The organism is Burkholderia dolosa, from assembly GCF_902499135.1.
GTDB lineage: Bacteria > Pseudomonadota > Gammaproteobacteria > Burkholderiales > Burkholderiaceae > Burkholderia > Burkholderia dolosa.
Window position 1 is genome coordinate 1 of sequence record NZ_CABVPR010000076.1, and the last position, 26,799, is coordinate 26,799.

Annotated in this window: 23 protein-coding genes, 2 tRNA genes and 1 pseudogene; 10 read left to right on the forward strand and 16 right to left on the reverse strand. The window is 68.4% G+C overall.

What is annotated here, in order from left to right; all coding sequences use genetic code 11:
* The first annotated feature begins 152 nt into the window (after positions 1-152).
* The 3 genes from argA to BUB20358_RS24585 all read left to right on the forward strand — a co-directional run bounded on the left by argA (position 153) and on the right by BUB20358_RS24585 (position 2,232).
* Positions 153-1,532 carry an amino-acid N-acetyltransferase gene (gene argA, locus BUB20358_RS24575; protein ID WP_035972077.1) on the forward strand — a complete coding sequence of 460 codons (1,380 nt, stop codon included), beginning with the start codon at positions 153-155 and terminating at the stop codon, positions 1,530-1,532.
* 46 nt (positions 1,533-1,578) lie between these two features.
* Complete coding sequence (locus BUB20358_RS24580; RefSeq protein WP_006401987.1) at positions 1,579-1,854, forward strand: oxidative damage protection protein; 276 nt, start codon at positions 1,579-1,581, stop codon at positions 1,852-1,854.
* Positions 1,855-2,157: 303 nt separating this feature from the next.
* Positions 2,158-2,232: transfer RNA gene (locus BUB20358_RS24585), tRNA-Val, on the forward strand.
* 143 nt (positions 2,233-2,375) lie between these two features.
* On the opposite strand, the gene BUB20358_RS24590 is transcribed toward BUB20358_RS24585, so the two are convergent.
* The 12 genes from BUB20358_RS24590 to BUB20358_RS24645 form a co-directional block, all read right to left on the reverse strand.
* Entirely contained in the window at positions 2,376-3,782 is a 1,407-nt protein-coding gene (locus tag BUB20358_RS24590) for an aspartate aminotransferase family protein (protein WP_006763908.1), read from the reverse strand.
* A gap of 28 nt (positions 3,783-3,810) precedes the next feature.
* Positions 3,811-5,148: a glutamine synthetase family protein gene (locus tag BUB20358_RS24595; protein ID WP_006763907.1), complete on the reverse strand. Its 1,338-nt coding sequence runs from the start codon at positions 5,146-5,148 to the stop codon at positions 3,811-3,813.
* Between the two features lie 12 nt (positions 5,149-5,160).
* On the reverse strand, positions 5,161-5,967 hold the full coding sequence (locus BUB20358_RS24600) for a gamma-glutamyl-gamma-aminobutyrate hydrolase family protein (protein ID WP_035972076.1): 807 nt from the start codon (positions 5,965-5,967) through the stop codon (positions 5,161-5,163).
* A 763-nt stretch (positions 5,968-6,730) separates the two neighbouring features.
* A complete protein-coding gene (hutG, locus tag BUB20358_RS24605) occupies positions 6,731-7,528 on the reverse strand; it encodes an N-formylglutamate deformylase (RefSeq protein WP_006763904.1) in 798 nt (265 codons plus the stop codon).
* A gap of 57 nt (positions 7,529-7,585) precedes the next feature.
* Positions 7,586-8,962 carry a formimidoylglutamate deiminase gene (locus BUB20358_RS24610; protein WP_006763903.1) on the reverse strand — a complete coding sequence of 459 codons (1,377 nt, stop codon included), beginning with the start codon at positions 8,960-8,962 and terminating at the stop codon, positions 7,586-7,588.
* A 2-nt stretch (positions 8,963-8,964) separates the two neighbouring features.
* Positions 8,965-10,209, reverse strand: a complete 1,245-nt coding sequence (hutI, locus tag BUB20358_RS24615; protein ID WP_006763902.1) for an imidazolonepropionase — start codon at positions 10,207-10,209, stop codon at positions 8,965-8,967.
* A gap of 4 nt (positions 10,210-10,213) precedes the next feature.
* Positions 10,214-10,852 carry a HutD/Ves family protein gene (locus BUB20358_RS24620; protein ID WP_006763901.1) on the reverse strand — a complete coding sequence of 213 codons (639 nt, stop codon included), beginning with the start codon at positions 10,850-10,852 and terminating at the stop codon, positions 10,214-10,216.
* A gap of 2 nt (positions 10,853-10,854) precedes the next feature.
* A complete protein-coding gene (gene hutU, locus BUB20358_RS24625) occupies positions 10,855-12,543 on the reverse strand; it encodes a urocanate hydratase (RefSeq protein WP_006763900.1) in 1,689 nt (562 codons plus the stop codon).
* Between the two features lie 38 nt (positions 12,544-12,581).
* A complete protein-coding gene (gene hutC / locus BUB20358_RS24630) occupies positions 12,582-13,277 on the reverse strand; it encodes a histidine utilization transcriptional repressor HutC (protein ID WP_006763899.1) in 696 nt (231 codons plus the stop codon).
* Between the two features lie 4 nt (positions 13,278-13,281).
* Positions 13,282-14,805 carry a histidine ammonia-lyase gene (gene hutH, locus BUB20358_RS24635; protein ID WP_006763898.1) on the reverse strand — a complete coding sequence of 508 codons (1,524 nt, stop codon included), beginning with the start codon at positions 14,803-14,805 and terminating at the stop codon, positions 13,282-13,284.
* A 274-nt stretch (positions 14,806-15,079) separates the two neighbouring features.
* Positions 15,080-15,811 carry a 4'-phosphopantetheinyl transferase family protein gene (locus BUB20358_RS24640; RefSeq protein WP_045552425.1) on the reverse strand — a complete coding sequence of 244 codons (732 nt, stop codon included), beginning with the start codon at positions 15,809-15,811 and terminating at the stop codon, positions 15,080-15,082.
* A 212-nt stretch (positions 15,812-16,023) separates the two neighbouring features.
* Positions 16,024-17,058, reverse strand: a complete 1,035-nt coding sequence (locus tag BUB20358_RS24645; RefSeq protein ID WP_035973320.1) for an alpha/beta hydrolase family protein — start codon at positions 17,056-17,058, stop codon at positions 16,024-16,026.
* A 118-nt stretch (positions 17,059-17,176) separates the two neighbouring features.
* Here BUB20358_RS24645 and BUB20358_RS24650 point away from each other — a divergent pair, with 118 nt between their 5' ends.
* From BUB20358_RS24650 to BUB20358_RS28620, 3 genes are all read left to right on the forward strand, one after another.
* Positions 17,177-18,118, forward strand: a complete 942-nt coding sequence (locus BUB20358_RS24650; RefSeq protein WP_035972070.1) for a LysR substrate-binding domain-containing protein — start codon at positions 17,177-17,179, stop codon at positions 18,116-18,118.
* A 249-nt stretch (positions 18,119-18,367) separates the two neighbouring features.
* Positions 18,368-19,603, forward strand: coding sequence for an MFS transporter (locus BUB20358_RS24655; protein WP_006763895.1), 1,236 nt, complete (start codon positions 18,368-18,370; stop codon positions 19,601-19,603).
* Positions 19,594-19,716, forward strand: a complete 123-nt coding sequence (locus BUB20358_RS28620; protein ID WP_035972068.1) for a hypothetical protein — start codon at positions 19,594-19,596, stop codon at positions 19,714-19,716. Before BUB20358_RS24655 ends, BUB20358_RS28620 begins: the two co-directional genes overlap by 10 nt.
* A gap of 27 nt (positions 19,717-19,743) precedes the next feature.
* Here the strand turns inward: BUB20358_RS28620 and BUB20358_RS24660 are convergent.
* Positions 19,744-20,031 (reverse strand): annotated as a pseudogene (locus BUB20358_RS24660) (FAD-binding domain-containing protein); the annotation flags it as partial.
* A gap of 247 nt (positions 20,032-20,278) precedes the next feature.
* Between BUB20358_RS24660 and BUB20358_RS24665 the strand changes: the two are divergent.
* Both BUB20358_RS24665 and BUB20358_RS24670 read left to right on the forward strand, forming a co-directional pair.
* Positions 20,279-21,646, forward strand: coding sequence for an MFS transporter (locus tag BUB20358_RS24665; RefSeq protein ID WP_035972067.1), 1,368 nt, complete (start codon positions 20,279-20,281; stop codon positions 21,644-21,646).
* Positions 21,633-22,679, forward strand: coding sequence for a lactonase family protein (locus BUB20358_RS24670; RefSeq protein ID WP_035972064.1), 1,047 nt, complete (start codon positions 21,633-21,635; stop codon positions 22,677-22,679). The genes BUB20358_RS24665 and BUB20358_RS24670 overlap by 14 nt, the downstream gene beginning before the upstream one ends.
* Positions 22,680-22,772: 93 nt before the next feature.
* On the opposite strand, the gene BUB20358_RS24675 is transcribed toward BUB20358_RS24670, so the two are convergent.
* A complete protein-coding gene (locus tag BUB20358_RS24675) occupies positions 22,773-23,393 on the reverse strand; it encodes an HAD family hydrolase (protein ID WP_035972062.1) in 621 nt (206 codons plus the stop codon).
* A gap of 213 nt (positions 23,394-23,606) precedes the next feature.
* Here BUB20358_RS24675 and BUB20358_RS24680 point away from each other — a divergent pair.
* Both BUB20358_RS24680 and BUB20358_RS24685 read left to right on the forward strand, forming a co-directional pair.
* Positions 23,607-23,697 (forward strand) — tRNA-Ser (locus BUB20358_RS24680).
* A 119-nt stretch (positions 23,698-23,816) separates the two neighbouring features.
* Positions 23,817-24,116, forward strand: a complete 300-nt coding sequence (locus tag BUB20358_RS24685; protein WP_123806829.1) for a hypothetical protein — start codon at positions 23,817-23,819, stop codon at positions 24,114-24,116.
* Positions 24,117-24,259: 143 nt separating this feature from the next.
* On the opposite strand, the gene BUB20358_RS24690 is transcribed toward BUB20358_RS24685, so the two are convergent.
* Both BUB20358_RS24690 and BUB20358_RS24695 read right to left on the reverse strand, forming a co-directional pair.
* Positions 24,260-26,275, reverse strand: coding sequence for a sodium:solute symporter family protein (locus BUB20358_RS24690; RefSeq protein ID WP_006763891.1), 2,016 nt, complete (start codon positions 26,273-26,275; stop codon positions 24,260-24,262).
* A gap of 3 nt (positions 26,276-26,278) precedes the next feature.
* Positions 26,279-26,623, reverse strand: coding sequence for a DUF4212 domain-containing protein (locus tag BUB20358_RS24695; RefSeq protein WP_006763890.1), 345 nt, complete (start codon positions 26,621-26,623; stop codon positions 26,279-26,281).
* Between the last annotated feature and the right edge of the window lie 176 nt (positions 26,624-26,799).

A 26,799-nucleotide genomic window follows, 5' to 3' on the forward strand; every position in this document is an offset into this window, starting at 1 on the left:
GGCCGGCTTGCGCGGCGGCTGCTGCGCCGGCTCGCGCTGCTGCCGGCGCGCATCGGCCGCACCATCCGGGTGCCGCGCCGAGCGCGCGCCTGCCCGCGTCGGCGCGGGACTTTTAGGTACATTCGACATGGGGGCGCATTATAATCCCGCCCATGAATTCCCAAACCGACCTCCGTCCCGCCCAGACCGGCGCCGCGAACCCGCCGGCCGCCGACGATTCGGCCGCCAGCCACGCGCAGTTCGTCGACTGGATGCGATCCGTCGCGCCCTATATCCACAAGTTCCGCAACAACACGTTCGTCGTGGGGTTCGGCGGCGAGGTGGTGCAGCAGGGGCTGCTGAACGCGCTCGTGTCCGACATCGCGCTGCTGCAGGCGATGGGCATCCAGATCGTGCTCGTGCACGGCTCGCGGCCGCAGGTCGAAGAGCAGCTGAATCTGCATGGCGTCGAATCCGAGTTCTCGCACGGGCTGCGCATCACCGATGCGCGCGCGCTCGAATCCGCGAAGGAGGCTGCCGGCGAAGTGCGTCTCGACATCGAGGCCGCGATCAGCCAGGGTCTGCCGAACTCGCCGATGGCGCATGCGCACATCAGCGTCGTGTCCGGCAACTTCGTGACCGCGCGGCCGGTCGGGATTCTCGACGGCGTCGATTTCGCGCACACGGGCATCGTGCGCAAGATCGACGCGGAATCGATCCGCCATTCGCTCGCGAGCCGCAAGCTCGTGCTGCTGTCGCCGCTCGGCTTCTCGCCGACCGGCGAGGCGTTCAACCTGTCGATGGAAGACGTCGCATCGGCCGCCGCGATCGCGCTGCGTGCCGACAAGATCATCTTCCTGACGGACGGCCCCGGCATCGTCGACGACGCCGGCGAGCTGATCCGCGAAATGTCGCTCGACGCCGCGGCCGAACTGCTCGATTCCGGCAATATCCAGGGCGACGATGCGTTCTTCCTCAAGCATTCGATCCGCGCATGCCGCGGCGGCGTCACGCGCGCGCACCTGATTCCGCAATCGCTCGACGGCAGCATGCTGCTCGAACTGTTCCTGCACGACGGTGTCGGCACGATGATCTCGTACGAGAATCTCGAGAGCCTGCGCGAGGCGACGCCGGACGACGTCGGCGGCATCCTGTCGCTGATCGAGCCGCTCGAGGCGGACGGTACGCTCGTGCGGCGCGGCCGTCACCAGATCGAACGCGACATCGATCATTTCTCGGTGATCGAGCACGACGGCGTGCTGTTCGGCTGTGCGGCGCTGTATCCGTATCAGCAGGAGAAGATCGGCGAGATGGCGTGCCTGACGGTCGCGCCGGAAGCGCAGGGCTCGGGCGACGGCGAGCGCCTGCTCAAGCGCATCGAACAGCGCGCCCGCGCGCGCGGCCTCACGCACATCTTCGTGCTCACGACGCGCACCGAGCACTGGTTCCTCAAGCGCGGCTTCGTCAAGGTCAGCGTCGACGATCTGCCGGAAGACCGCCGCAAACTCTACAACTGGCAGCGCAAGTCGCTCGTGCTGATGAAGCAGCTCTGAGCGCGGGCGGCTGCCCTCCCCCGACCGATTACAGGAGAAGTACACGATGGCTCGAATGATCCAATGCGCGAAGCTCGGCAAGGAAGCCGAAGGCCTCGATTTCCCGCCGCTGCCGGGCGAGCTCGGCAAGCGCATTTACGAAAACGTGTCGAAGGAAGCGTGGCAAGGCTGGCTCAAGCAGCAGACGATGCTGATCAACGAGAATCGCCTGAACATGGCCGATCCGCGCGCGCGTCAGTACCTGATGAAGCAGACCGAGAAGTACTTCTTCGGCGAAGGCGCGGATCAGGCGTCCGGCTACGTGCCGCCGACCGAAGGCTGAACGCGCGTCGTGCGGACCGCGTATGCCGGTCCGGCGGCTCGGCTCGACGAGAACGGCACCGTGGATCGCGCGGTGCCGTTTTCTTTTGGGCGACTTGAAATGGGCGCGATGGTGCGGCTGTGCTCGACCGACTTCGTGTCCGCACAGTAACGACAACCGCCGTCTCGATGATCAAACCCGATCGGAAGCGCAGCGGCGGCCGCGCATGTCCGAGCGTCGTGTCGGTCCAAGTCGGTCGGTTCAAAAAATTTGCACAAAGTGCTTTACGAACCCAAAAAGCTCTGACATAATTTCAGCTTCTTTGGGCGGTTAGCTCAGCGGTAGAGCACTGCCTTCACACGGCAGGGGTCACTGGTTCGATCCCAGTACCGCCCACCAAAGAATTCAAAGGGCCTGCGTCGCAAGACGCAGGCCCTTTTCGTTTTGGGCGCGTGGCTGGCCGAGTGACCCAACGATGTGGCAAGGCCCCGGGTTCGACCAGCAGCGCTTCGCCTACGCATAACGGCCGCACCGCCCCCGCTTCACGCCGCGCGCCCGACCCGCTCGGCCGTCGCGTCGAACGCGCGCTTCGCTTTCGATACGAGTTCGTCGATCTCATTACGCGAAATCACGAGCGGCGGCGACAGCAGCATCCGGTCGCCGGTCGCGCGCATGATCAGGTTGCCGTTGAAGCAGAAGTCGCGGCAGATCGTGCCGACGTCCACGCCCGGATCGAACCGCTCGCGCCGCTGCCGGTCGCGCGCAAGCTGAACGCCGGCGACCAGCCCGGCGCCCGCGATTTCGCCGACGATCGGATGCTCGCCGAGCGCCTGGCGCAATGTGTGCTGGAAGTACGGACCGATATCGTGCTTCGCGCGCTCGACGATCCCTGCGTCGCGCAGCAGCTTCAGGTTCGCGACCGCGACCGCCGCGGCGACCGGATGACCGGAATACGTGAGCCCGTGATTGAATTCGCCGTTGTCGATGATCGGACGCGCGACGCGCTCGTGAATGCCGACCGCGCCCATCGGCACGTAGCCGGACGTCAGCCCCTTCGCCATCGTGATCAGGTCCGGCTCGAACCCGAAGTGCTGATGCGCGAACCACTCGCCGGTGCGCCCGAAGCCGCCGATCACTTCGTCGGCCACCAGCAGCACGTCGTACTTGCGGCAGATGCGCTGAATCTCCGGCCAGTACGTCGACGGCGGGAAGATCACGCCGCCCGCGCCCTGGAACGGCTCGCCGATGAACGCGGCGACGTTCTCCGCACCGAGTTCGAGGATCTTCGCTTCGAGCTGCTGCGCGCGCGCCAGGCCGAACGCTTCGGGCGTCTCGCCGGGCTGCGCTTCGCCGAAGAAATACGGCTGGTCGATATGCACGACGTGCTCGACCTTCGACGGCATCTGCTCGTGCATGTAGCCCATTCCGCCGAGCGTGCCGCCGGCGATCGTCGAGCCGTGATAGCCGTTCCTGCGCGAGATCACGTATTTCTTCTGCGGCTTGCCTTGCACGCGCCAGTACTGGTGCACGACGCGCAGCACGGTGTCGTTGCCCTCCGAGCCGCTGTTGCAATAGAAGAAGTGGTCGAAGCCGGGCGGCGTGACTTCGGCGAGCATCGCCGACAGTTCGATCACCGGCGGATGCGTGGTCTTGAAGAACGTGTTGTAGTACGGCAGTTCCTGCAGCTGCCGATAGGCGGCGTCCGCCAGTTCCTTGCGCCCGTAGCCGACGTTCACGCACCAGAGGCCGGCCATCCCGTCGATGATCTTGTTGCCGTCGGAGTCCCACAGATACACGCCGTCGGCCTTCACGATCACGCGGCTGCCCGCGCGGTTCAGCGCGCCCATGTCGGAGAACGGGTGGATGTGGTGCGCGGCGTCGAGCGCGCGGTAGTCGGTGGTCGAACGTACTGCCGGCCGGCCCGCGCCGGCTTCGTTTCGCTCCGTCATGTTGCCTCCGCAAGACGATGCCGCACGTTCATACGTGCAGCAGAAGGTGGCGACGTTCCCACGAGCTGATCACGCGGAAGAACGCTTCGTATTCGGTTTCCTTCAGCGCGAGATACGCCTTCACGAACTTGTCGCCGAGAATGTCGGCGAGCGGCGCGCACGCAGCCATCAGCGAGATGCCCTCCTCGAGATTGCGCGGCAGCTGGTACGGCAGATCGTAGCCGTCGGACGCGATCGGCTCGGTCGGCGCCAGCTGCTGCGTGAGGCCGAGATAACCGGCCGCGAGCGTCGCCGCGAACGCGAGGTACGGGTTGCAGTCGACGCCCGGAATGCGGTTCTCGATCCGTCGTGCGGCCGGGCTCGACTGCGGAATCCGGAACCCGACCGTGCGGTTGTCGTAGCCCCATTGCACGTTGATCGGCGCGGCCATGAAGCGCGACAGCCGCCGGTACGAGTTGATGTACGGCGCGAAGATGGGCATCAGCGCAGGCGTGTATTTCTGCAGCCCAGCCAGATAGCTTTGAAACACCGGCGACACGACGCCGCCCTCTTCCGCGAACAGGTTGCGGCCCGTGCGCGCATCGGCGAGGCTCTGATGGATATGCATCGCGGAGCCGGGCTCCCCTTCCATCGGCTTCGCCATGAACGTCGCGTACATGTTGTGACGCAGCGCCGCTTCGCGCACCGTGCGCTTGAACAGGAACACCTGGTCGGCCAGCGACAGCGCGTCGCCGTGCATGAAGTTGATCTCCATCTGCGCGGCGCCGACTTCGTGAATCAGCGTCTCGATATCGAGCCCCTGCATCTCGCAGTATTCGTAGATGTCCTCGAACAGGGGGTCGAACTCGTTGACGGCTTCAATCGAATACGACTGACGACCGGTCTCGGCACGCCCGGTGCGGCCGACCGGCGGACGCAGCGGCAAATCGGGATCGGCATTCATGTCGACCAGATAAAACTCGAGTTCGGGCGCGACCACCGGCTTCCAGCCCTTCGCTTCATACAGCTCGAGCACGCGGCGCAGCACGTAGCGCGGCGAGATCTCGACCGGCGAGCCGTCGAAATGCACGCAGTCGTGGATCACCTGCGCGGTCGGGTCGACCGCCCACGGAATCAGGCAGATCGTCGACGGGTCCGGTACGCACACCATGTCGGGATCGGTCACGCCGGTCAGCGAGCCGTCTTCCGGATAGTCGCCGGTGACGGTCTGCACCATCACGGCCTGCGGCAGCCGCATCGATTCGCCGGATTCGAACTTGTTGCGCGGAATGATCTTGCCGCGCGCGATGCCGGCCATGTCGGGAATGATGGCCTCGACTTCGGTGATGCGATGCTGACGCAGGAATTCGCTCAATTCGGATTGCATGATCGGCCTCTTTCAATCGACGTCGGATGCGGCCGGCGACGACGTGTCGCCGCCGGTCGCATGAATGCGGTGGGTCATGCGCGCGCGGCATGCGTCGCCGAATGCCGCGAAGATGTCGCGCGACAGCGGCTGCTCCGCGAAGCGCCATTCGGGATGCCACTGCACGCCGAGCGCGAACGCGCGCGCACCGCGCACGCTGATCGCTTCGACGAGTCCGTCGCGTGCGCTCGCCTCGACGGCAAGCCCGGCGCCGACGCGCGCGATGCCCTGGTCGTGCAGCGAGTTGACCATCGCGTCGCACGCGCCGCGTGCGATCCGCTGCAGCAACCCGCCCGGCGCGAACTGCACGACGTGCGCGTGGCCGTATTGCCGTTCGAGCGGATCCTCGGGCCGCTCGCGATGGTCGTCGAAGCGCCCGCTCGCGTGCAGCCGCTGATGCAGCGTGCCGCCGTACGCGACGTTCAGCTCCTGCATGCCGCGGCAGATCGCGAGCACGGGCACGCCGGCGTCGATCGACGCGCGGATCAGCGGCAGCACGGTCGCGTCGCGCGCCGGATCGTGCAGCGTGTCGGGTTCGCTCGCCGGGCCGCCATAGTGATGCGGCTCGACGTTCGAATAGCTGCCGGTCAGCAGCAAGCCGTCGATCGACGCGACGATCGCGTCGACCGGCTGCCGCATTCCGAGCGCAGGCAGCACGAACGCGAGCGCGCCGGCGCCGTCCACGACCGCGGTCAGGTACTTCTCGCCCGCCGTGTGGTTCGGATGCGCGCCGCGCATGATGCGATCGGCGGTGACGGCTACGATCGGGCGCGCGCGCATGGCTGCCTCCGCGGTAAAGGCGCGATACACGAGCACGCGCGCGACGATGCAGGCGTGCGCTCGCGCTCCGCATGCGCATGCGCATGCGCGTACGCGTGCACGCGCACGCGCACGCGCAGCGTCCGGCGATACGGACGATGCGTCAGCCGGCGCTGCGGCGCAGCGGCATCGAAGCGGAAAGGAACGCTAGGGCAACAATGAAGCGCTGCCGTCGCACTGCACCGCGCTGAACACGTGCGCGGTCACGAGGTTGAAGCGGCGCAGGCCGCGGTGAGAGGCGACGAAGAAACGATGCTCGCGCAACGAGGCGGCACGCGTGCCGCGATCAGCATGCCGGATCGGCCCGGCCTGAGGCGGCGCGCCCGCCGACGGACTTCGCGTCCGGCGTATCGAAGGGCTGGCGGCTTTCACGATCGTACTCGACTGACTGATGAATGCAGGACACGTGTCGCGATGAAGCGTGCGCGGCGGCGCCGCGCGACGACACATCGGCAAGCCGTTGCGCGCCGTTCCGGGCGCCGCGCGCCGATGTTCGGTGCGCTTACGGCCGGCCGGCACGTGACGACTTGCTGACATTCAGCTTATATCACCTAAAAATTGCGTCAAATTTTCGGGTATCGATCGCGACGTCCGCCATGCCAAAGCAACGGCATCCGGCCGCATGGCCCGATGCCGCTTTTGTGCACTGCATCGGGCCGCACGTTGCGCGCCGACGAGCCGCCGCACGACGTCACGCGGCGCCGCGGCAAGCAGCCGCGGCACGTCAGCGATGCGCGAGCGCGGTTTCGACGAGCGTCTGCAGCAGCGGCGTCATTCGTGCCGCGCGCGCTTCGTCGTACGCGTACGGACGCGTCTCGTCCATGTACGTGATCTGCGACAGCTCGAGCTGCACGGCTTCGACGCCGGTGGCCGGCACGCCGTAGTGACGCGTGATGTAGCCGCCCTTGAAGCGGCCGTTCGCGACGGCCGTATAGCCGCCGTGCGCGAGCACGCGCGCGACGAGCGCGTCGGCGAGACCGGGCGCGGCGCTCGCGCCGCTCGACGTGCCGAAGTTGAAGTCCGGCAGCCGACCTTCGAAGAAGCGCGGCACGCGCGAGCGGATCGAATGCGCTTCCCACACGAGCACGCGGCCGTGCGCGGCCTTCAGGCGCGCGATCTCGCGCGTCAGCGCGTCGTGATACGGCCGCCAGTAGCGATCGCGGCGCCGGACGATTTCGGCTTCGTCGGGCAGCGCGTTTGCCGGATACAGCGGCACCTTGTCGAACGTATCGATCGGCACGAGGCCGGTCGTGTCCTGTCCCGGGTACAGGTTCGCATTGTCCGGCGGACGGTTCAGGTCGACGACGTAACGCGCGTGCGACGGCACGAGAATCGACGCGCCGAGGCTCGCCGCGAATCCGTACAGGCGTTCGAGATGCCAGTCGCAGTCGTCGACGAAGCGCGCATCGGGCGTCATCGTCGCCGCGATGTCGTCGGGGATGTAGGTGCCCGCATGCGGAATCGAGATCAGCAGCGGCAGCGTGCCCTGCTTCAGCGTGAATACAGCCGGATGTTCAGTCATGTCGCGTCACCGTCGAGTGTTGCGGCGCACGCCGTGCGGTGCGCCGGTCGTTGCGCGTCAGCGCAGCAGTTGCGCGAGCGCCGCGCGATAGTCGGCATAGGCGGCCGCTTCGTCGCGATGGCGGCGGCCGCCGACGACGCGCTCGCCGCCCGTGTAGACGTCGAGCACCGGCGTATCGCCGTGCTCGGCGAACACGACGCCCGACAGCCACGCCGCGCTGCCGTGTTCGGCGATCGCCGGATGATCGCGGTCGAGCACGAGCCAGTCGGCACGGCATCCGGCGCGCAGCGCGCCGATGCGCCGCCCGCTCGCCTGCGCGCCGCCCGCGAGCGATGCGTCGAACAGCCGGTCGGCGACCTGCGGGTGCGCGTCGCTCGCCAGCACGTTGCGCGCGCGATGCACGAGCCGCTGCCCGTATTCGAGCAGGCGCAGCTCCGCGCGCCAGTCGACCGTCGCATGGCTGTCGGAGCCGATGCCGATCGTGCCGCCGTGCGCGAGATAGTCGACGGCGGGAAACACGCCGTCGCCGAGGTTCGCTTCGGTCGTCGGGCACAGCCCGGCGACCGCGCGGCACTTCGCGAGCGCGGCCGTCTCGGCCGCGTCGACGTGCGTCGCATGCACGACGCACCAGCGCGCATCGACGTCGAAGCGATCGAGCAGCCACTGCACGGGACGTGCGCCGTATGCGCGCACGCAGTCGTCGACTTCGGCCGTCTGCTCGGCGATGTGGATGTGGATCGGCGCATCGTCGGGGAGCCCGTCGAGCAGCACGCGCAGCCCGTTCTCGGACACCGCGCGCAGCGAATGCGGCGCGACGCCGTAGCGCAGCCCGCCGTGCTCGGGCGCGGCGCGGCGCATCGCGTCGAGCAGTTCGAGCAGCCCGTCCGGCGTATTGATGAAGCGGCGCTGATCGTCGCGCGGCGGCTTGTTGCCGAAACCGGCGAACTGGTACGACACCGGCAGCATCGTGATGCCGATGCCGGCCGCGCGCGCGGCGCCGATCACCCGCGTACCGAGCTCCGCGATCTGCGGATAGCGCGAACCGTCCTGCGCGTGATGCACGTAGTGGAATTCGCACACCGACGTGTAGCCGCACTTGAGCATTTCGACGTACAGCCAGCGCGCGATCGCTGCGAGCGCGTCGGGCGTGATCTTCAGCGCGAAGCGGTACATCAGGTCGCGCCAGCTCCAGAAACTGTCGGCGGGATTCGCGCGGTATTCGGTGAGCCCCGCCATCGCGCGCTGAAACGCATGCGAATGGAGGTTCGGCATGCCGGGCAGCACGGGCCCGGCCGCGCGCGCGACGCCGGCCGGCGCGCGGGTGTCGGGCGTCACGTCGGTCAGCGTGCCGGTCGCGTCCCAGCGCAGCAGCACGTTGCGGCGCCAGCCGTCGGGGAGGTACGCGTGTTCCGCGAACAACGTCATGTCGGTCATCGTCAGTGTCGTTCCATTCGAGGCTCGCCGTTCGTCCGGCGAAACACCGTCGCGCCGCCGCGCACGACCTGCTCGCACAGCGGCCGGCCGATCCAGTAAGCGAGTTCGGCGAGCGAGCCGATCGACCACGCGGCGAAGTCCGCCTGCCGGCCGACCGCGAGCGCACCGTGGCGATCCGCGCGCCCGAGCGCGGCGGCGGCGTGCCGCGTGACGCCCTGCAGCACTTCGGGCACCGTCATCCGGAACAGCGTGCAGCCGAGATTCATCGTCAGCAGCAGCGATTCGAGCGGCGACGTGCCCGGATTGTGATCGGTCGCGAGCGCGATCGGCACGCCGTGCCTGCGCAGCAGCTCGATCGGCGGCAGCTGCGTCTCGCGAATGAAGTAGTACGCGCCGGGCAGCAGCACGGCGACCGTGCCGGCCGCCTTCATCGCCGCGACGCCGGCCTCGTCGAGGAACTCGAGATGATCGGCGGACAACGCGCGGTAACGCGCGGCGAGCGCCGTGCCGCCCGCGTTCGACAGCTGCTCCGCATGCAGCTTCACCGGCAGCCCGCGACGCGTCGCGGCATCGAACACGCGCTCGGTCTGCGCGAGCGAAAAGCCGATGCGCTCGCAAAACACGTCGACCGCGTCGACGAGCCCTTCGTCTGCCAGCGCGGGCAGCATCCGCTGGCACACGTCGTCGATGTACGCGTCCGCGCGGCCCGCATATTCGGGCGGCAATGCATGCGCGCCGAGAAACGCCGTGTAGACGGTGACCGGAAAGCGTTCGCCGAGCTGCCGCGCGACGCGCAGCATCTTGCGTTCGCTTGCGAAGTCGAGCCCGTAGCCCGATTTGATCTCGATCGCGGTCACGCCTTCGGCGAGCAGCGGCTGCAGGCGCGCGGCGGCCTGTACGAACAGCGCCGTTTCGTCGGCCGAGCGCGTCGCGCGCACGGTCGACACGATTCCACCGCCCTGCCGCGCGATCTCCTCGTAGCTGACGCCCGCGAGGCGCTGTGCGAATTCGTCCGCGCGCGTGCCGCCGTACACGAGGTGCGTATGGCAGTCGACGAGGCCGGGCGTCACCCACGCGCCGCGCAGATCCTCGCGCTGCCAGTGCGCATAGTCGTGCGGCAGCGCCGAGAATGCGCCGAGCCATACGATCGTGCCGGTTTCGTCGACGGCGAGCGCCGCATCGTCGATCGTGTCGTCGGGGTCGCCGTGCGGACACAGCTTCAGGTGATGCCAGACAGTCGGTTTCATGCGTTCAGTCTCGTGCGCCGAGCGCGAGCGACACGGCGAGCAGCGCGCCGCCTCCGCTCACGACGACGTCAAACGCACGCGGCAGCCCGTCGAGCCGCAGCGTGTCCATTTCTTCCAGCGCATCGCGCGTGCCGTCGATGTCGACGGCAACGGCGCCGCGCGCGCAGAACAGCAGCACGGTGTCGGCAGGTCCGACGCGATGCGCGCCGTCGAACCACACGTCGAGCGTGCCGCGCGCCGCCGCGCGGCGCGTCATCAGGTTGAAGTCGCGTGTCGCGCCGTCGTGCAGCGTCGCGTCGATCGCCGCTTCGCCGGCGAAATCCGCACGCGCGAACGGCGCGTCGAGCACGTGCCGCGCGCCGCCTGCTTCGGCGAGCGTCATCCCGGCGCCGGACAACAGCACGAGCGTGCGATCGACGCCGTCGAAACGCGAGAACGGTCCGCCTGCATCGACGTCCGCGACGCTCACGCGCCACGCGAACGTGTCGAGCGCGGCGCCCGCAGACGTCCCGTTCGGGAAAAACGCCGCGATCTCGCGCGTCACGCCGCCGCCGTTCTTCCACGGTGACGCGACGAGCGTTGCCGCGCGAATCAGCGTCGCGGCCGGCTTCGCGCCGGCCGCCGCACGGTTGGGCGCCGTCATGCTCAGCGGCCGAGCATCGGCAGCTTCAGGCCGACTTCGCGGGCCGTCTGCTGCGCAAGTTCGTAGCCGGCATCCGCATGACGCATCACGCCGGTCGCCGGGTCGTTCAGCAGCACGCGGCCGAGACGCTCGTGCGCGTCGGCCGTGCCGTCCGCGACGATCACGACGCCCGCGTGCTGCGAGAAGCCCATGCCGACGCCGCCGCCGTGATGCAGCGACACCCACGACGCACCGCCCGCGGTGTTCAGCAGCGCGTTCAGCAGCGGCCAGTCGCTGACCGCATCCGAGCCGTCCTTCATCGATTCGGTCTCGCGGTTCGGGCTCGCGACCGAGCCGGTGTCGAGGTGGTCGCGGCCGATCACGATCGGCGCCTTCAGCTCGCCGTTCTTCACCATCTCGTTGAACGCCTGGCCGAGACGATAGCGATCCTTCACGCCGACCCAGCAGATCCGCGCCGGCAGACCCTGGAACGCGATGCGCTCGCGCGCCATGTCGAGCCAGTTATGCAGGTGCGGATCGTCGGGGATCAGCTCCTTCACCTTCCGGTCGGTCTTGTAGATGTCCTCCGGATCGCCGGACAGTGCGACCCAGCGGAACGGGCCCTTGCCTTCGCAGAACAGCGGACGAATGTACGCGGGCACGAAGCCCGGGAAGTCGAACGCGTTGTCGACGCCCATCTCCAGCGCCATCTGCCGGATGTTGTTGCCGTAGTCGAGCGTCGCCGCACCGCGCGACTGCAGCGTCAGCATCGCGCGCACCTGGACGGCCATCGACTGCTTCGCGGCCTTCACGATGCTCTGCGGATCGACCTTCTGCGCTTCGCGCCACTGCGCGACGGTCCAGCCCTGCGGCAGGTAGCCGTTGATCGGATCGTGCGCGCTGGTCTGGTCGGTCACGCAGTCCGGCGTGATGCCGCGCTCGACCAGCTCGGTGAACACGTCGGCCGCATTGCCGAGCAGGCCGACCGACACGGGCTTGCCCGCGCGCTTCGCTTCTTCGATCATCCCGAGCGCTTCGTCGAGCGTCGTCGCCTTCTTGTCGACGTAGCGCGTCTTCAGGCGGAAGTCGATGCGCGTCTCGTCGCATTCGACCGCGATCATCGAGAAACCGGCCATCGTCGCGGCGAGCGGCTGCGCGCCGCCCATCCCGCCGAGGCCGCCGGTCAGGATCCAGCGGCCCGACGGATCGCCGTCGAAATGCTGGTTCGCGACCGCGAAGAAGGTTTCATAGGTGCCCTGCACGATGCCCTGACTGCCGATGTAGATCCAGCTGCCGGCCGTCATCTGCCCGTACATCATCAGGCCCTTGCGGTCGAGCTCGTTGAAGTGATCCCAGTTCGCCCAGTGCGGCACCAGGTTCGAATTCGCGAGCAGCACGCGCGGCGCGTCCTTGTGCGTGCGGAACACGCCGACCGGCTTGCCGGACTGGATCAGCAGCGTCTCGTTCTCGTCGAGATCCTTCAGCGACGCGAGGATCTGGTCGAAGCATTCCCAGTCGCGCGCCGCGCGGCCGATGCCGCCGTACACGACGAGCGCGTGCGGATGCTCGGCGACTTCCGGGTCGAGGTTGTTCTGGATCATCCGGTACGCGGCTTCGGCGAGCCACGTCTTGCAGGTCTTCTCGCTGCCGCGCGGCGCGCGGATCGTGCGCGTCGGGTCGAGACGGGGATCGATGTGTTTCGGATGGTTCATGACGGCTGCTCCCGAAGGAAATTGAGTATCGATAGAAATCAGAAATGCCCGGTGAAGCGATAACGGCTGCCGGGATGCCACAGATTCGCCACCGAGGCGACGACGCCCTGCGACCAGGTGCGCCGATGTAAAACCAGACACGGCTCGACGTCGTCCATCCGCAGCTGCTCGCGCCGCTCGCACGACGGCGCCGCCGCTTCGATCCGGTACTCGACGCGCTGCAGCGGCGCCGCGCGCATCAGGTACTGGTTCGGCGTCGTGTTCGTGAAGTCCTGCTGCGCATAATCGGGCGCGACCGCCGGATTGACCCAGCGCTCTTCGAGCTGCACCGGCTCGTCGTTCTCGAAGTGCAGCACCTGCGAATGAAACAGCGGCGCGTGCACGGTCACCTGCATTTCGTCGGCGAGCAGCTCGTCGGCGTGCACGGTCTCGAGATCGAGCACGCTCGCGCGATACGCGTGCCCGCGCGCGCCGACTTCCTCGGAGATGCTGCGGATCGCGACCAGCGTCGACTCGTACTTCGGCCGCGCGACGTAGGTGCCCGCGCCCTTCATCCGCGTGAGCACCTGCTCGGCCGTCAGCTCGCGCAGCGCGCGGTTCACGGTCATGCGCGCGACCTTGAACTCGCGGGCCAGCTCGTTCTCGGACGGCACCTGGTCGCCCTCCGCCCATTCGCCGGCATGGATGCGGGCCAGGATGAAATCCTTGATCTCCTGGTAGACCGGCGCGCTCATCGCGTTACTGTTCCGATGCGAACGCGAACGGGCTGAGCTGCGCGAACGCACGCTCGCCGACGAGCTTCGCGATCACCGCGATGTCCGGCGCGAAGTAGTGATCGAGCTCGTAGTGCGCGACCTTCGCGCGAATCGTCTCCATCACCTGCTTCAGCTTCGGGCTCGTCTCGTGCGGCGCGCGCAGGTCGACGCCCTGCGCGGCGGCGAGCAGCTCGATCGCGAGAATGTGCTTCGTGTTGTCGGCGATGTCGGCGAGCTTGCGCGCGGCGAACGTCGCCATCGACACGTGGTCTTCCTGGTTCGCCGACGTCGGCAGCGAATCGACGGACGCCGGATGCGCGAGCGTCTTGTTCTCCGACGCGAGCGCCGCGGCCGTCACGTGCGCGATCATGAAGCCGGAGTTCACGCCGCCGTCCTTCACGAGGAACGGCGGCAGGCCCGACAGCGTCGCGTCGATCAGCAGCGCGATGCGGCGCTCGGCCAGCGCGCCGATCTCCGCGGCGGCGAGCGCGAGGTTGTCGGCCGCGAACGCGACCGGCTCCGCGTGGAAGTTGCCGCCCGACAGCACTTCGCCGGTGTCCGGGAAGATCAGCGGATTGTCCGACACCGCGTTCGCCTCGACGAGCAGCACGTCGGCCGCGTGGCGCATCTGGTCGAGGCACGCGCCCATCACCTGCGGCTGGCAGCGCAGGCTGTACGGATCCTGCACCTTGCCGCAATCACGGTGCGACAGATTGATCGCCGAGCCTTCGAGCAGCTCGCGGTACGCGGCCGCCGCGTCGATCTGGCCTCGGTGGCCGCGCAGTTCGTGGATGCGCGCGTCGAACGGCTTCACCGAACCGGCCGCCGCATCGACCGACAGCGCGCCCGCGACGAGCGCGGTGCGGTACAGGTCTTCGATCGCGAACAGGTTGTCGAGCGCGAGCGCCGTCGACGCCTGTGTGCCGTTCAGCAGCGCGAGGCCTTCCTTCGCCTGCAGCGTCAGCGGCGCGAGGCCCGCGACACGCAGCCCGTCGAGCGCGCTCGCGCGCTCGCCGCGGATGAACACTTCGCCGACGCCGAGCAGCACCGCCGACATGTGCGCGAGCGGCGCGAGATCGCCCGACGCGCCGACCGAACCCTTGACCGGAATCAGCGGCAGCACGTCGGCGTTGAACAGCTTGATCAGCGCGTCCATCACCTCGCGACGGATGCCCGAATGGCCGCGGCCGAGGCTCGACAACTTCAGCGCCATCAGCAGGCGCACCGACGAGCGCGCCATCGGCTCGCCGACGCCGACCGCGTGCGACAGCACGAGGTTCTTCTGCAGCAGCTCGAGCTGGTCGTGCGGAATATGCGTGCTCGCGAGGCGGCCGAAACCGGTGTTGATGCCGTACGCCGGCTTGCCTTTCGCGGCGATGTCGGCCACCGCCTTCGCGCCCGCGTCGATCTTCGCGAAGCTGGCCGGGTCCAGCGCGAGCTGCACGGATTCGCGCGCGATCCGGCGCAGTTGCGGAAGCGTCAGGTGACCGGGAGTCAACGTAATCATGGAAGCAGTCCTGTCTAGACAAGTTCGGGGATGGCTTGCAGTGTAGCCAGCCAAACTTGTCTAGACAACCCGTTTTCGCCGATTTCGACTCGGGAGTTTCCCTGATGCGCGGTCGCGTCCGCGCGGCGCGGATCCGCATGAGCCGCGGCGAGCCATACGCGAGCTGAAGGAAAGAGAAGATTGGCCTGCCGGATCGTCGCGCCGACGTTTGCAGCGGACGGCCGGGACGGCTGCGTCGAGCAAGCCGAGCCGTCGTTTCGACGTGGCCGGCGCGTTACGCGGCCGAAATCGAGCGCGTCCACGCGACGCACGCCGCGTAGCCGGGCGCCGCGTCGAGCCACGCCGCAGCGAACGCGGCGACCGCGGCAGCGGGCGCGTCGCGCTCGACGATCGTCGTCGCCGGCGTGCCCGCATCGCGCGGCGGAACGACCGCGAACGCGCGCAGCCCGCCGACGATGCCGGTGCCGAGCGCTTTCAGCAGCGCTTCCTTCGCGGACCACACGCGCATGAACGCAGCGGGCTGCGCATCGTTGGGCAGCGCGTCGAGGTACGCGGCCTCGACCGGCGCACACACTTGCGCGGTCAACGCGCGCCAGTCCACCGTGCGCTCGCACCGCTCGATATCGACGCCGACGCGACCTGCGGGCGCCCACGCGAGCAGCGCGTGATCGCCCGCATGCGACACGTTGAAATCGAGCGACGTGCGATGTGCGCGGTCCAGCGACGGACGCCCCGCGTCGTCGACGACGATCGCGACCGCACGCGGCGCGATACCGAGCGCGGCGCCGAGCACGTCGCGCAGCGCCGCACGCGTCGCGGCGCTGCGCACCGCATCCTCGTGACGCACGAAGCGGCCGGCGCGCGCGCGCTCGGCGTCGCTCAATGCCGCATACGCGGGCCACGCGAGCGGCACGCGCAAGTCGAAATCGACGCGCGCGACGCGCACGCCGGCACGCGCCGCAGCGGCCGGCACGTCGAGCGCATGTATGCGGTACGGAACCGGCATTTCGGCGGCGGAATCGTGGTCGGGTCGAGCGGGTATCGGCACGCGGCAGCCTGTCGGTGAAATCGAACGTCCGATGTTAATCGATCGTGCGGGTCCGCAATCGATGCTGCACGCACGCGAACTGCACGGAGTACGGAACGGCGGGTCGGATCGACAGTGCCGAAACGGGACACCAGGCCGCGCGCGGCGGCAGCGCTGACGCGTACGCGCGGCTACGCGCTTGCGACGACATCGGCGGCGCTTCCGTCGCGCCGCCCGCGCTGCGCCGGATGCCGCGCGTGCACGATGCCCGGCGCGGCGGCCGGCAGCGCGCCATGCTGCAGCCAGTGCAGCGCGACGGGCCACAGCGTGTCCGCGAAGCGGCTATGGAAAAACGCGAAGTGTCCGATCGCATCGACACCGATGTCCGCCGGCGCGATCCGCAGGTGCGTGACATCGCTGCCCGTGTAGTAGCCGGTCAGACGCTCGATCGCGGCAACGGTGCCGAACGCGTCGTCGTCGATGCCGATCGCGAGCATCGGCGCCGACAATCGCGCAAAGCGCGCGGGCAGCGCCATGCGCTCCGCCGAGCTTTCGGCGAGCCAGCCCCGTGCATAGGTATCCTCGAAGCGAGGCTGCGAGCGTGCCCACGACAGCGCGATGCCGCGCGGCGTGTCTTCCATCCAGCCGAGGCGTTTCGCCGGCACGTAGCCGAACGCGGCCGCGAGCGCCGGCATCGCGACGTGCCACTTACACCACATCCGCCGCCGCTCGGCCGTCAGATAGTCGCGCCAGTACGCGTACTGCGCGCCGACGGTCACCGCATGTCGCACATATGCGTTCGACTGCGCGAGCCCGAGCACGCATCCACCGATGCTGTGCGCGACGACGTCGACCGGCTGACCGGGAAACGCGTCGCGCGCGTACTGCAGCGCGGCGTCGCAATCGAGCCGCCCCCAGTCGAGCCACGTCGCGCGCAACGTAGCGAGCCGTGCGGGACGCGAGCCGCCGATGCCGCGATAGTCGTAGACGAGCACGTCGCGCCCGTGCGCGAAGAGCCACGTCGCAAAACGAAAGTAATAGTCGCAGCGCACCGACGTCGCGCAATTGACGACCGTCACCGGCCGCCCCGCGCCGCCGCCGCGATGACGCCACACGTGGCCGCGCAGCGCATAGCCGTCGGCTGCGCGCAGCGTTACCGGTTCGGGCAGCATGCCCGCCGTACGATCGTCGCGCAGCGCCCCGCCTGCTTCGTTCTGGTCCGACATCGTCATTCCGTCTCCTGTCCCGCCCGCCGGCACCGGTGCCGCCGTCCGCCTCCATTGAACTTGACGCACGCAGCGTTCTCAACCAATCTTTGCTGCTCCGTTCGCATGAATGACACGCATGTCAACGCCCCTCGTCCGACTCCCGTCGCTGGACCTCGTGCGCGGCTTCGTCGCGGTCGGCCGCCGCATGAGCATCACGCTCGCCGCGCAGGATCTGTGCGTCACGCAGTCGGCGGTCAGCCGGCAGATCCACGCGCTCGAAGCGCATCTCGGCGTCGCGCTGCTGCATCGCGGCTACCGCAAGATCGCGTTCACGCCCGAAGGCGAGCGGCTGTTTCGCGCGGCGGACGCGGCGCTGCTCAGCCTGCAGGACACCGTCGCATCGCTGGCCGCCGCGCGCGAGCGCCAGCCCGTCACGATCACTGCGAGCATCGGCGTCACCGCGCTGTGGCTGCTGCCTCGGCTCGGGCGGCTGCAGGCGCGCCTGCCGACGATCGACCTGCGCGTCGCCGCGAACGACAAGGTACTCGATTTGCGCGCCGAAGGGATCGACCTCGGCATCCGCTATTGCCCGCGCAACCGCGCGCCGGCCGGCGCGTTGCACCTGTTCGACGAGATCGTCGTACCGGTCGCGCATCCGGCGCTCGCCGCCCGGCCGGTCACGCACGCCGATGCGATCGCGGGCCACGTCCTGCTCGAATTCGACGGGCCGCCGCAAACGCAGCTGCAGTGGCGTGCGTATCTGCACGCGGCCGCGCTCGGCGACGCGCGTCCGAAGGGTGTGCTGCGCTTCAATCAGTACGATCAGGTGATCCAGGCCGCGATCGCCGGCCAGGGCGTCGCGCTCGGACGCATCGCGCTCGTCGCACCGATGCTCGCGGACGGGCGGCTCGCGGTGCTCGGCCCGCCGACGCCGGCGCTGCCCGATGCGTACGGCTACTGGCTGTTCCAGCACGATCCGGCGCCGCGGCGCGAAGTCGCCGACGTGCGCGACTGGGTCGTCGCCGAAGCGGCCGAATGCGCGGCGACGATACGCGGATACGGCGCGGCGCAGCGGTAAGCCGGGACGACTCGGGACGCTGCCGTCGAATCCGTGCGACGGATCGCGCGGATCGGCGCTCGCCGACGACGGACGTGGTGCCTCGCCATTCCGCGAACCGCCCCCCGCGCGGTCGTTCTTGGCGAACCGCATCGCATTCCATACACGCATGCGAACCTGACCGAATGATCGCTTGAGCGACGTCGTGCGCAGCCGTCTAATCGGATTCGGTGCGGCGCCGTTGCCGCGCACGTTCATCCGGAGACGCGCATGACCCCGATCGACGAACACGTCCGACGCCGCTGGCTCCCCGTGCTGGCGGGCGGCCTGATCATGGGCGCGGCGCTCGGCATCCGCCACGTGCAGGGCCTGTTCCTCGCGCCCGTCACGCTCGACCACGGCTGGTCGCGCGAAGCGTTCGGCCTCGCGCTGGCGCTGCAGAACCTGATTTGGGGTGTCGCGCAGCCGTTCACCGGGATGATCGCCGACCGGTTCGGTTCGGTGCGCGTGATCGTCGCGGGACTGCTGCTGTATGCGCTCGGGCTCGTCACGATGGCGCACGCGGCGTCAACCGGTATCTTCACGCTTGGCGCGGGGCTCGTGATCGGCATCGCGCTGTCGGGTTCCGCATTCGCGTCGATCTACGGCGCGCTGAGCCGCCTGTTCCCGCCCGAACGACGCGGCTGGGCGCTCGGCGTCGCCGGCGCGATCGGCGGGCTCGGCCAGTTCTGCATGGTGCCCGTCGCGCAGGCGCTGATCGGCGGCATCGGCTGGCGGCATGCGTTCGTCGCGCTGGCGCTCGTCGCGATGCTGCTCGCGCCGCTCGCGCGCCTGGTTCGCGACCGGCCCGCGCCGACTGCGGGCAGCGCCGCGGCGGCACCCGACCAGTCGATCGGCGAAGCGGTGCGCGAGGCGTTTGCGCATCGCGGCTTCTGGCTGCTGAACGCGGGGTTCTTCGCGTGCGGGTTCCAGCTCGCGTTCATCGCGACTCATCTGCCCGCCTATCTGCTCGATCACGGGCTGCCGGCACGCGATGCGAGCGTCGCGCTCGCGCTGATCGCGCTCACCAACGTCGCCGGCACCTATGCGTGCGGCCATCTCGGCGGGCTGCTGCGGCGCAAGTACGTGCTGTCGGTGCTGTATCTCGTGCGCGCGTTCGCGATGGCCGCATTCGTCGCCGCACCGCTGTCGCCGGCCAGCGTCTATGCATTCGCGGCCGTGATGGGATTCACGTGGCTCGGCACGGTGCCGCTGACGAACGGCGTGATCTCGCAGGTGTTCGGCGTGCGCTACATCGCGACGCTGTTCGGCTTCGTGTTCTTCGGCCATCAGCTCGGCAGCTTCTTCGGCGTATGGCTCGGCGCGCTGGTCTACGACGCGACACATTCGTACCTGCCGCTGTGGCTCGGCTCGATCGCGCTTGGCGTGGTGGCCGCGCTGCTGCACCTGCCGATCGACGATGCGCGCATCGCGCGCGCCGCGCCCGGCAGAACCGCATGGGCGTGATCCGCGTCGCGCTCGCCGCCGCCGTGCTCGGTTTCGTCGCGTGGTGCGGCGCCGCGTACTTCGATCCGCGCGTCGCGCTCGCGCTGCTCGAACGCGCGGCGTTTTGCGAGTGACCGGCGGCCGCGGGCCCGAACGGACGATCAGCCGCGCTTCGGCAACGTGGCGAATGCGTCGAGCGCGCGGCGGCGTGCCGCGTCGTGATCGACGAGCGGCGCCGGATACACGACGCCCAGCCGCACCCCGGCCGCGGCGAGCGTCAGCGGCGACGCATCCCACCGCGCATGGACCGCCGCGTCGTCGACGCGCGCGAGTTCGGGCACCCAGCGCCGAACGTGCGCGCCGCTCGGGCCGAGCTTGCGCCCCTGCGCAACCGGATTGAAGACCCGGAAATACGGCGCGGCGTCGGCACCGCAGCCGGCCACCCACTGGCGATACCGCCGCTGCCTGACGGTTGCCGATGTTCAGTCAGCTCAGTCCTCGATGTCATATGTCATCAGATGTGATCGCGTATGGTCACGAGATGCTCTGCGCCGAACATACTGGCTTTATCGGGTAAACCCGTGACGCCAGCGCCGACCGAGCCGCGTACCATGTCATACGACGACATACTACATAGCGCCACCATCGAAGCTGCCGCCGGCATCGTCCGCGGCGCCGCCCCATCCGGAGACACCGTTGAACCCGCCCTCGTCCGCCCTGCCCGGCCGCGATCCGCTCGCGTCCGCCGTCTCGAAAGTGAAATGGCACGTGCTGCCGCTCGTGCTGATCATGTTCATCGCCAACTACATCGACCGCGTGAACGTCGGCTTCGTCGACCGCCACCTCGAAGCATCGATCGGCATCGGCGCGGCCGCATACGGGCTCGGCGCCGGGCTGTTCTTCGTCGGGTATGCGCTGTTCGAAGTGCCGTCGAACCTGCTGATGCAGCGATACGGCGCGCGCGTGTGGCTCGCGCGGATCATGGCGACGTGGGGCATCGTCGCGGCCGCGATGGCGTTCGTGTGGAACGACACGTCGTTCTACGTGCTGCGCTTCCTGCTCGGCGCAGCCGAGGCCGGCTTCTTTCCCGGCGTCGTGCTGTACCTGTCGCAGTGGCTGCCGCCGCAAGAGCGCGGCAAGGCGATGGCGATCTTCCTCGGCGGCTCGGCGTTCGCGTCGGTGCTGTCCGGCCCCGTCACCGGCGCGCTGCTGTCGATCCGCGGCTTCGGGCTCGACGGCTGGCAGTGGATGTTCGTGATCGAAGGACTGTTCTCGGTTGCGCTGTGCGGCGCGAGCTGGCTGCTGTTGAAATCGCACATCCGCGACGCGACGTGGCTGAGCGCCGACGAGCGCGCGGCGCTCGAAAATGCGCTCGACGAAGAGCGCGCGACACGCGACCTGCGCTCGACAGTCCACGTACCGGCGGTCGTGCTGCTGCGCGACCCGCAGATCGTGCTGTTCTGCTTTCTGTATTTCTCGATCCAGCTGACGATCTATGCGGCGACGTTCTGGCTGCCGACGATCATCCGCAAGATGGGCGGTCTGACCGACTTCCAGGTCGGCCTCTACAACACGATCCCGTGGATGATCGCGATCGGCGCGATGTACGGCTTCGCGGTGCTGTCCGCGAAATGGAAGCATCCGCAACGCTGGCTCGCGTTCTCGCTCGTGCTCGCCGCGTGCGGGCTGTTCGCGTCGACGTCGCACGATCCGGTCTGGTCGTTCGCGTCGGTCTGCTTCGCGGCGCTCGGCTTCAAGGCCGCGGCATCGCTGTTCTGGCCGATTCCGCAGGGCTATCTCGACACGCGCGTCGCCGCTGCCGTGATCGCGCTGATCAATTCGGTCGGCAACCTCGGCGGGTTCGTCGCGCCGACCGCTTTCGGCTATCTGAAGCAACATACGGGTTCGATCACGGGCGGCCTGTATGCGCTCGCGATCGCATCCGTCGTCGCCGCGGCCGCCGCGCTGTTCGCCCGCACGCACCGGCGCAGCGATCCGCCGCGCGGACTGCCGGCCGACCCCACCATTCAGCACAACACGATGCTCCGCCATGCCGAACACTGACCGCTTCACCGTCGTCGTGTCGAACGCCGCCGACGGCGACCTCGCGACGTTCTCGCTGAGCGCCGACGGCGCACTCGCGCCGCTCGCCCGCTACCCGGCCGCCGACGTCGCGATGCCGATCGCCGTGCAGGCCGATCGCACGCGGCTGTACGTCGCGACGCGCGGCGAGCAGCCGACGATCGTCGCGTTCCGTATCGCGCCGGCCACCGGCGCGCTTGCGCGTATCGGTGCGACCGCGATCGATGCGAGCCACGCGTACCTGTCGCTCGACCGTACCGGCCGCTGGCTGCTCGGCGCGTCGTACGGCGGCCATTCGCTGAGCGTCTACGATGCCGCGCGCGTGCGCGACGGCGACGGCGCGCCGCTTCAGGTCGTCGGCGGCATCGCGAACGCGCATGCGGTCGTCGTGGCACCCGACAATCGTTTCGCGTACGTCAGTTCGCTCGGCTCGGACCGGATCTTCAGCTTCGCGCTCGTCGAGGACGCGGCCGGCCTGCAGGCGCGCGAGCACGGAGAGACACGCGTGTCGGCCGGTTTCGGACCGCGTCATCTGCGATTTGCGGATGGCGGCCGCACGCTCGTCGTCGTCAGCGAATTCCAGGGCACGCTCGCGACGTTCGCGCGCGATCCCGACAGCGGCCGCCTCGGCGACGCACAGATCGGCGCGCGCCATCCGGCCGTCGCGGCGCTCGCGCAAGGTCATGCACGACCGCCCGCCCCTGCCGCCCGTTCGGTCTGGGCGGCCGATCTGCATCTGACGCCCGACGAACGCTTCGCGTACGTCAGCGAACGCACGTCGAGCCAGTTGCTCTGCTATCGACGCACCGCCGAGCGCACGTTCGAACCCGCGCATGCGACGACGACCGAAACGCAGCCGCGCGGGTTCGCGATCGATCCGTCAGGGCGCTGGCTCGTCGCATGCGGCGAGCAATCGGAACACGTATCGGTCTATGCGATCGCCGACGACGGTACGCTGGCGCTGCATACCCGCGTAGCGGGCGGACGCGGCGCGAACTGGATCGAGATCGTGTGACGCGGCCCGGCGAGCATGCAGTCCGGCGAGTGCCGGTGCGCGTGGTGCCGCACGTCGCCTCTGCAGTACGCCGGCTCACGCCGCTTTCGCGCATCAGTCGCCGATCGGCGGCAGCGGCCCGTGCCCGCGGATCCACGACCAATCGGCGAGCTCGGCCATTTCCTTGTCGCCGCGGCTGTCGCCGTACGCGAACAGCCGCTTCGGCGGCCGGTCGCCCCACCATCCGCGCAGCCGTACGACTTTCTGCGGTCCCCAGCAATTCTCGCCGTCGAGCCGGCCCGCGAATGCGCCGCGTTCGAACGCGAGCCGCGTCGCGAGTACCGCGTCGAAGCCGGCCGTCTTCGCCCACTTGTCCAGATACAGCGACGGCGATGCGCTGACCAGCACCACCTGATGGCCGCGCGCGCGATGCTCGCGAACGCGCTCGAGCATTTCGGGACGCACGAGGCGCGGCAGATGCGCGTCGACGAACGTACGCGCTTGCGCGTCGAGCGCGTCTTCGCCGATCGGCCCGAACGCGAACCATGCGAACTTCGCCTTCGCATCGCCGCGCGACAGCAGACCGGCTTTCATCGCGACAATCCACGGCAGCGCGCGCAGCCCGGCCCATGCGAAGCGCGGCATGCCGACCGCGTGGCGGACGAAATGGCGAAAGCTGTCGGAAGTCGTGATGGTGCCGTCGAAATCGAAGGCGGCGACGATGCGGTCTGTCATGGCAAGTCGGCGGGAAACGGATCGGGTGCCGCGGAAGATAGCAGACTCGCGGCGGTGTGCGGGAAACGGCATTGGACCGATGCGGGAACGCGTGGCGTCGTGCTGTGCCGTTCGACGCGGCGAGGCCGCGCGTATCGCGCGCCGAACCCGTTCCGGCGGCGCGCTAAAGGGCTGGCAGGCGGCCCACAGAATTTGCTATACTCTCGGTCTTCCGGAGAGATGGATGAGTGGTTTAAGTCGCACGCCTGGAAAGCGTGTATAGGTTAATAGCCTATCGGGGGTTCGAATCCCCCTCTCTCCGCCAGACGTTTGAAAGGCTCCGCGACGCGGAGCCTTTTTCATTTGCGTCATAGCGAAATGAACTGGACGCCTCCCCCGTCAGGCGAGAGCAGCGCGCCGACGTGGCTCAAAACAGGTCTTACGATGCTCCATCGCAGCCTCTGCAGCCTGTTGGTATTCGGCGTGCTTGCACTCGTTGCCGCGCATGCATTCGACATCCCGATCCAATTCAATACGGTCCGTATCGTGGCGCTGATTGTCCTCGCCGGCGGCTCGCTCGCAATCGTCGACACATCGCGCGCGTGGCTTTTGCGCCTCCCCGTCACGACTCGATTCGCGCCGCCGATCCGATACGGCTACCCGGGATGGCGCAGCATTCTCCAATCTCAGCTTGTCGGTGGCGGCTTCCTGTTCCTGTTCGGCGCGCTATTGTTCGTGCTTTAACTCACGTCACCTTTTCCGCGTCAGATACCAAGGCGACCGAAACGTGGCCGACCTTGGCACGAAGGCTGTGCACCATATGCCACGCTTCTGGTCAGCACATTCGAAGGTCGTGCGCGAACGTTCGCCCAACCGCACCGCTCCCCTCACGGATGCCTGATGTAATCGACGAGCGCGCGCGTATACGCATCCGGCCGCCGATCGAGCAGACTCACGACGATCGCCACCGCGAACCCGGCCGGCACGCCGAACACGCCCGAGCTGATCGGCTCGATGCCGAACCACGTGCGTCCCGCGAAGCCGGTGAGCTGCGTGAAGAACGGATAGGTCGACACGATGTAGTACACGCACACCGTCAACCCGGTGACCATCCCCGCAATCGCGCCGCGCGTCGTCGTACGCTTCCAGAACACGCCGAGCACGAGCACCGGAAAGAAGCTCGACGCCGCGAGCGAGAACGCAGCGCCGACCAGAAACAGGATCTTCCCCGTATTGAGCGACGCGACGTACGACGCGAACAGCGCGACGCCGAGCAGCAGCACCTTCGAGATCGTCACGCGCCGCTGGCTCGTCGCATCGGGTGCGACCATGCAGTAATAGACGTCGTGCGACAGCGCGTTCGCGATCGTCAGCAGCAATCCATCGGCGGTCGATAGCGCGGCAGCCAGCGCGCCGGCCGCGACGAGCCCCGACACGACGTACGGCAATCCCGCGATCTCCGGCGCCGCGAGCACGACCATGTCCGGCTGCATCTGGATTTCCGACCAATGCACGATGCCGTCGCGAATTTCGTCGACGACGCTGATCAGGTCCGGTTCGAAGTGATGCCACTGCGTGACCCACGCGGGCAATTCGGCGAACGGCCGGCCAACGAGATTCGCGAGCATCTCGTACTTGATCATCACCGCGAGCACCGGCACGCTCAGATAAAACAAGGCGATGAAGAACAGCGTCCAGCCGACCGAGCGGCGCGCGGATGCAACCGACGTCGTCGTGTTGTAGCGCGTCAGGATATGCGGCAGGCTCGCGGTGCCGAGCGACAGGCACAGCAGCAGCGCGAGGAAATTCCGCTCGCGCGGCACGCGTTCGCCGTCGCTCGCGGCCGGAAACGGCTCGTGCATCGGCACGGGCGGCGCCGCGCGGGCCAGCAGATCGTCGCGCGCCTGCGTCCAGGCGACGCGCGCGGCGGTCGGGTCGCGCGGAAACTCGGCGAGTTCGCGCTCGCGCTGATTGATCTCACGCAGCGGCCCGTTATGACGCCGCAAGTCGGCAAGCTGCTCGACGAGCTGCCGGCGCGCGTCCGCATACGAAGCGGGCAGGCGATCGAGCTGCGTCTGGATGGCCGCGGCGCGGCGGCGATACGCGTCGCGCACCTGCTGCTCGTCGAACGCGTCGCGCACCTGCGCCTCGCGCGCCGCGACGCGCTCCATCAGCTTGCCGTAATTGAACTGCGGCACCGGGCCGAGCCCGTTTTTCATCGCGATCAACGACACGGGAATCAGGATCGCGCTGATCAGGATGATGTACTGCGCGACTTGCGTCCACGTCACCGCGCGCATCCCGCCGAGGAACGAGCACACGAGAATGCCGGCAAGCCCGCAGAAAATCCCGATCGCGAAATCGACGCCGATGAAGCGCGTCGCAATCAGCCCGATCCCCTGAATCTGCGCGACCAGATACACGAACGAGCAGAGGATCGCCGCGCCGGCCGCGAGCGCGCGCACGGCGGTGCTCGAAAAGCGCGTGCCGAGAAAATCGGGAATCGTGTAGCGCGCGAGCTTGCGCACATACGGCGCGAGCAGGAACGCGACGAGACAGAACCCGCCGGTCCAGCCCATCACGTACGCGAGCGCATCGTAGCCGGTCGCGTACAGCGAGCCGGCGAGACCGATGAACGACGCGGCCGACAGCCAGTCGGCCGCGGTCGCCATCCCGTTGAACGCGGACGGCACGCGCCGCCCGGCCACGTAATACTCGACGAGATCGGACGTGCGCGACAGCAGCCCGATCACCGCATACACGGCGATCGGCACGAACAGGAACACGTAGCCGATCCACACGCCCGAACCGGTCGCGCGCTCGATGCGCGACAGCAGCAGCACGAATCCGAGAAAACCGAGCGTGTAGAGCGCGTACGCGCGAATCAGCCGATGCGTGAGCATGGATCAGCGTCCGCCGTGCCGCTCGGCCGCATCGGCGGCATGCTCGTCGTAGGTACGGCGCAGCACGCGATCCGCGCGTTGCATCAGACCGATATAAACGGCGATCAACACGAGGTAGACGAGAATCGCGCCCTGCGCGCCGACGTAGAACGGCAGGCTGAATCCGGCAAAGCGCACGTGCGACAGCGCGGGAGCGAAAAACGGCACGATGAACGACACCGCGAAGCCGATCGCCATCAGCACCGCGATCAGCACGACGTTGAAGCGCCAGTAGCGCGCGTGCGCACGCGCGAGCGGCTCGGGAACGGGCGGCGGCACGGCCGGCGCCGGACGGGACGAAACGGTCATGCCGTTATTTAGCAAAAAGCCCCTGCGCGGACAATCGGGACCGCCGCGCAGGGGCTCGCGCGCGCGATGCGCGCGACACGCGCAATCAGCGCACTTCGGCGAGCTGCTCGAGAATCGCCGGATTCTCGAGCGTGGACGTGTCCTGCGTGATCGCCTCGCCCTTCGCGAGCGAGCGC

What these genes read in the sequence shown, in the direction of transcription:
- hutG (WP_006763904.1), bottom strand. Translation starts at nt 7,528, where the DNA reads ATGACTGAACATCCGGCTGTATTCACGCTGAAGCAGGGCACGCTGCCG.
- BUB20358_RS24640 (WP_045552425.1), bottom strand. Translation starts at nt 15,811, where the DNA reads ATGCCGGTTCCGTACCGCATACATGCGCTCGACGTGCCGGCCGCTGCG.
- BUB20358_RS24690 (WP_006763891.1), bottom strand. Translation starts at nt 26,275, where the DNA reads ATGCTCACGCATCGGCTGATTCGCGCGTACGCGCTCTACACGCTCGGT.
- BUB20358_RS24610 (WP_006763903.1), bottom strand. Translation starts at nt 8,962, where the DNA reads ATGACCGACATGACGTTGTTCGCGGAACACGCGTACCTCCCCGACGGC.
- BUB20358_RS28620 (WP_035972068.1), top strand. Translation starts at nt 19,594, where the DNA reads ATGGGCGTGATCCGCGTCGCGCTCGCCGCCGCCGTGCTCGGTTTCGTC.
- hutC (WP_006763899.1), bottom strand. Translation starts at nt 13,277, where the DNA reads ATGAGCGCGCCGGTCTACCAGGAGATCAAGGATTTCATCCTGGCCCGC.
- BUB20358_RS24590 (WP_006763908.1), bottom strand. Translation starts at nt 3,782, where the DNA reads ATGACGGAGCGAAACGAAGCCGGCGCGGGCCGGCCGGCAGTACGTTCG.
- hutH (WP_006763898.1), bottom strand. Translation starts at nt 14,805, where the DNA reads ATGATTACGTTGACTCCCGGTCACCTGACGCTTCCGCAACTGCGCCGG.
- argA (WP_035972077.1), top strand. Translation starts at nt 153, where the DNA reads ATGAATTCCCAAACCGACCTCCGTCCCGCCCAGACCGGCGCCGCGAAC.
- BUB20358_RS24645 (WP_035973320.1), bottom strand. Translation starts at nt 17,058, where the DNA reads ATGTCGGACCAGAACGAAGCAGGCGGGGCGCTGCGCGACGATCGTACG.
- hutI (WP_006763902.1), bottom strand. Translation starts at nt 10,209, where the DNA reads ATGAAACCGACTGTCTGGCATCACCTGAAGCTGTGTCCGCACGGCGAC.
- BUB20358_RS24675 (WP_035972062.1), bottom strand. Translation starts at nt 23,393, where the DNA reads ATGACAGACCGCATCGTCGCCGCCTTCGATTTCGACGGCACCATCACG.
- BUB20358_RS24650 (WP_035972070.1), top strand. Translation starts at nt 17,177, where the DNA reads ATGTCAACGCCCCTCGTCCGACTCCCGTCGCTGGACCTCGTGCGCGGC.
- BUB20358_RS24685 (WP_123806829.1), top strand. Translation starts at nt 23,817, where the DNA reads ATGCTCCATCGCAGCCTCTGCAGCCTGTTGGTATTCGGCGTGCTTGCA.
- BUB20358_RS24620 (WP_006763901.1), bottom strand. Translation starts at nt 10,852, where the DNA reads ATGACGGCGCCCAACCGTGCGGCGGCCGGCGCGAAGCCGGCCGCGACG.
- BUB20358_RS24655 (WP_006763895.1), top strand. Translation starts at nt 18,368, where the DNA reads ATGACCCCGATCGACGAACACGTCCGACGCCGCTGGCTCCCCGTGCTG.
- BUB20358_RS24670 (WP_035972064.1), top strand. Translation starts at nt 21,633, where the DNA reads ATGCCGAACACTGACCGCTTCACCGTCGTCGTGTCGAACGCCGCCGAC.
- BUB20358_RS24580 (WP_006401987.1), top strand. Translation starts at nt 1,579, where the DNA reads ATGGCTCGAATGATCCAATGCGCGAAGCTCGGCAAGGAAGCCGAAGGC.
- BUB20358_RS24595 (WP_006763907.1), bottom strand. Translation starts at nt 5,148, where the DNA reads ATGCAATCCGAATTGAGCGAATTCCTGCGTCAGCATCGCATCACCGAA.
- BUB20358_RS24695 (WP_006763890.1), bottom strand. Translation starts at nt 26,623, where the DNA reads ATGACCGTTTCGTCCCGTCCGGCGCCGGCCGTGCCGCCGCCCGTTCCC.
- BUB20358_RS24600 (WP_035972076.1), bottom strand. Translation starts at nt 5,967, where the DNA reads ATGCGCGCGCGCCCGATCGTAGCCGTCACCGCCGATCGCATCATGCGC.
- hutU (WP_006763900.1), bottom strand. Translation starts at nt 12,543, where the DNA reads ATGAACCATCCGAAACACATCGATCCCCGTCTCGACCCGACGCGCACG.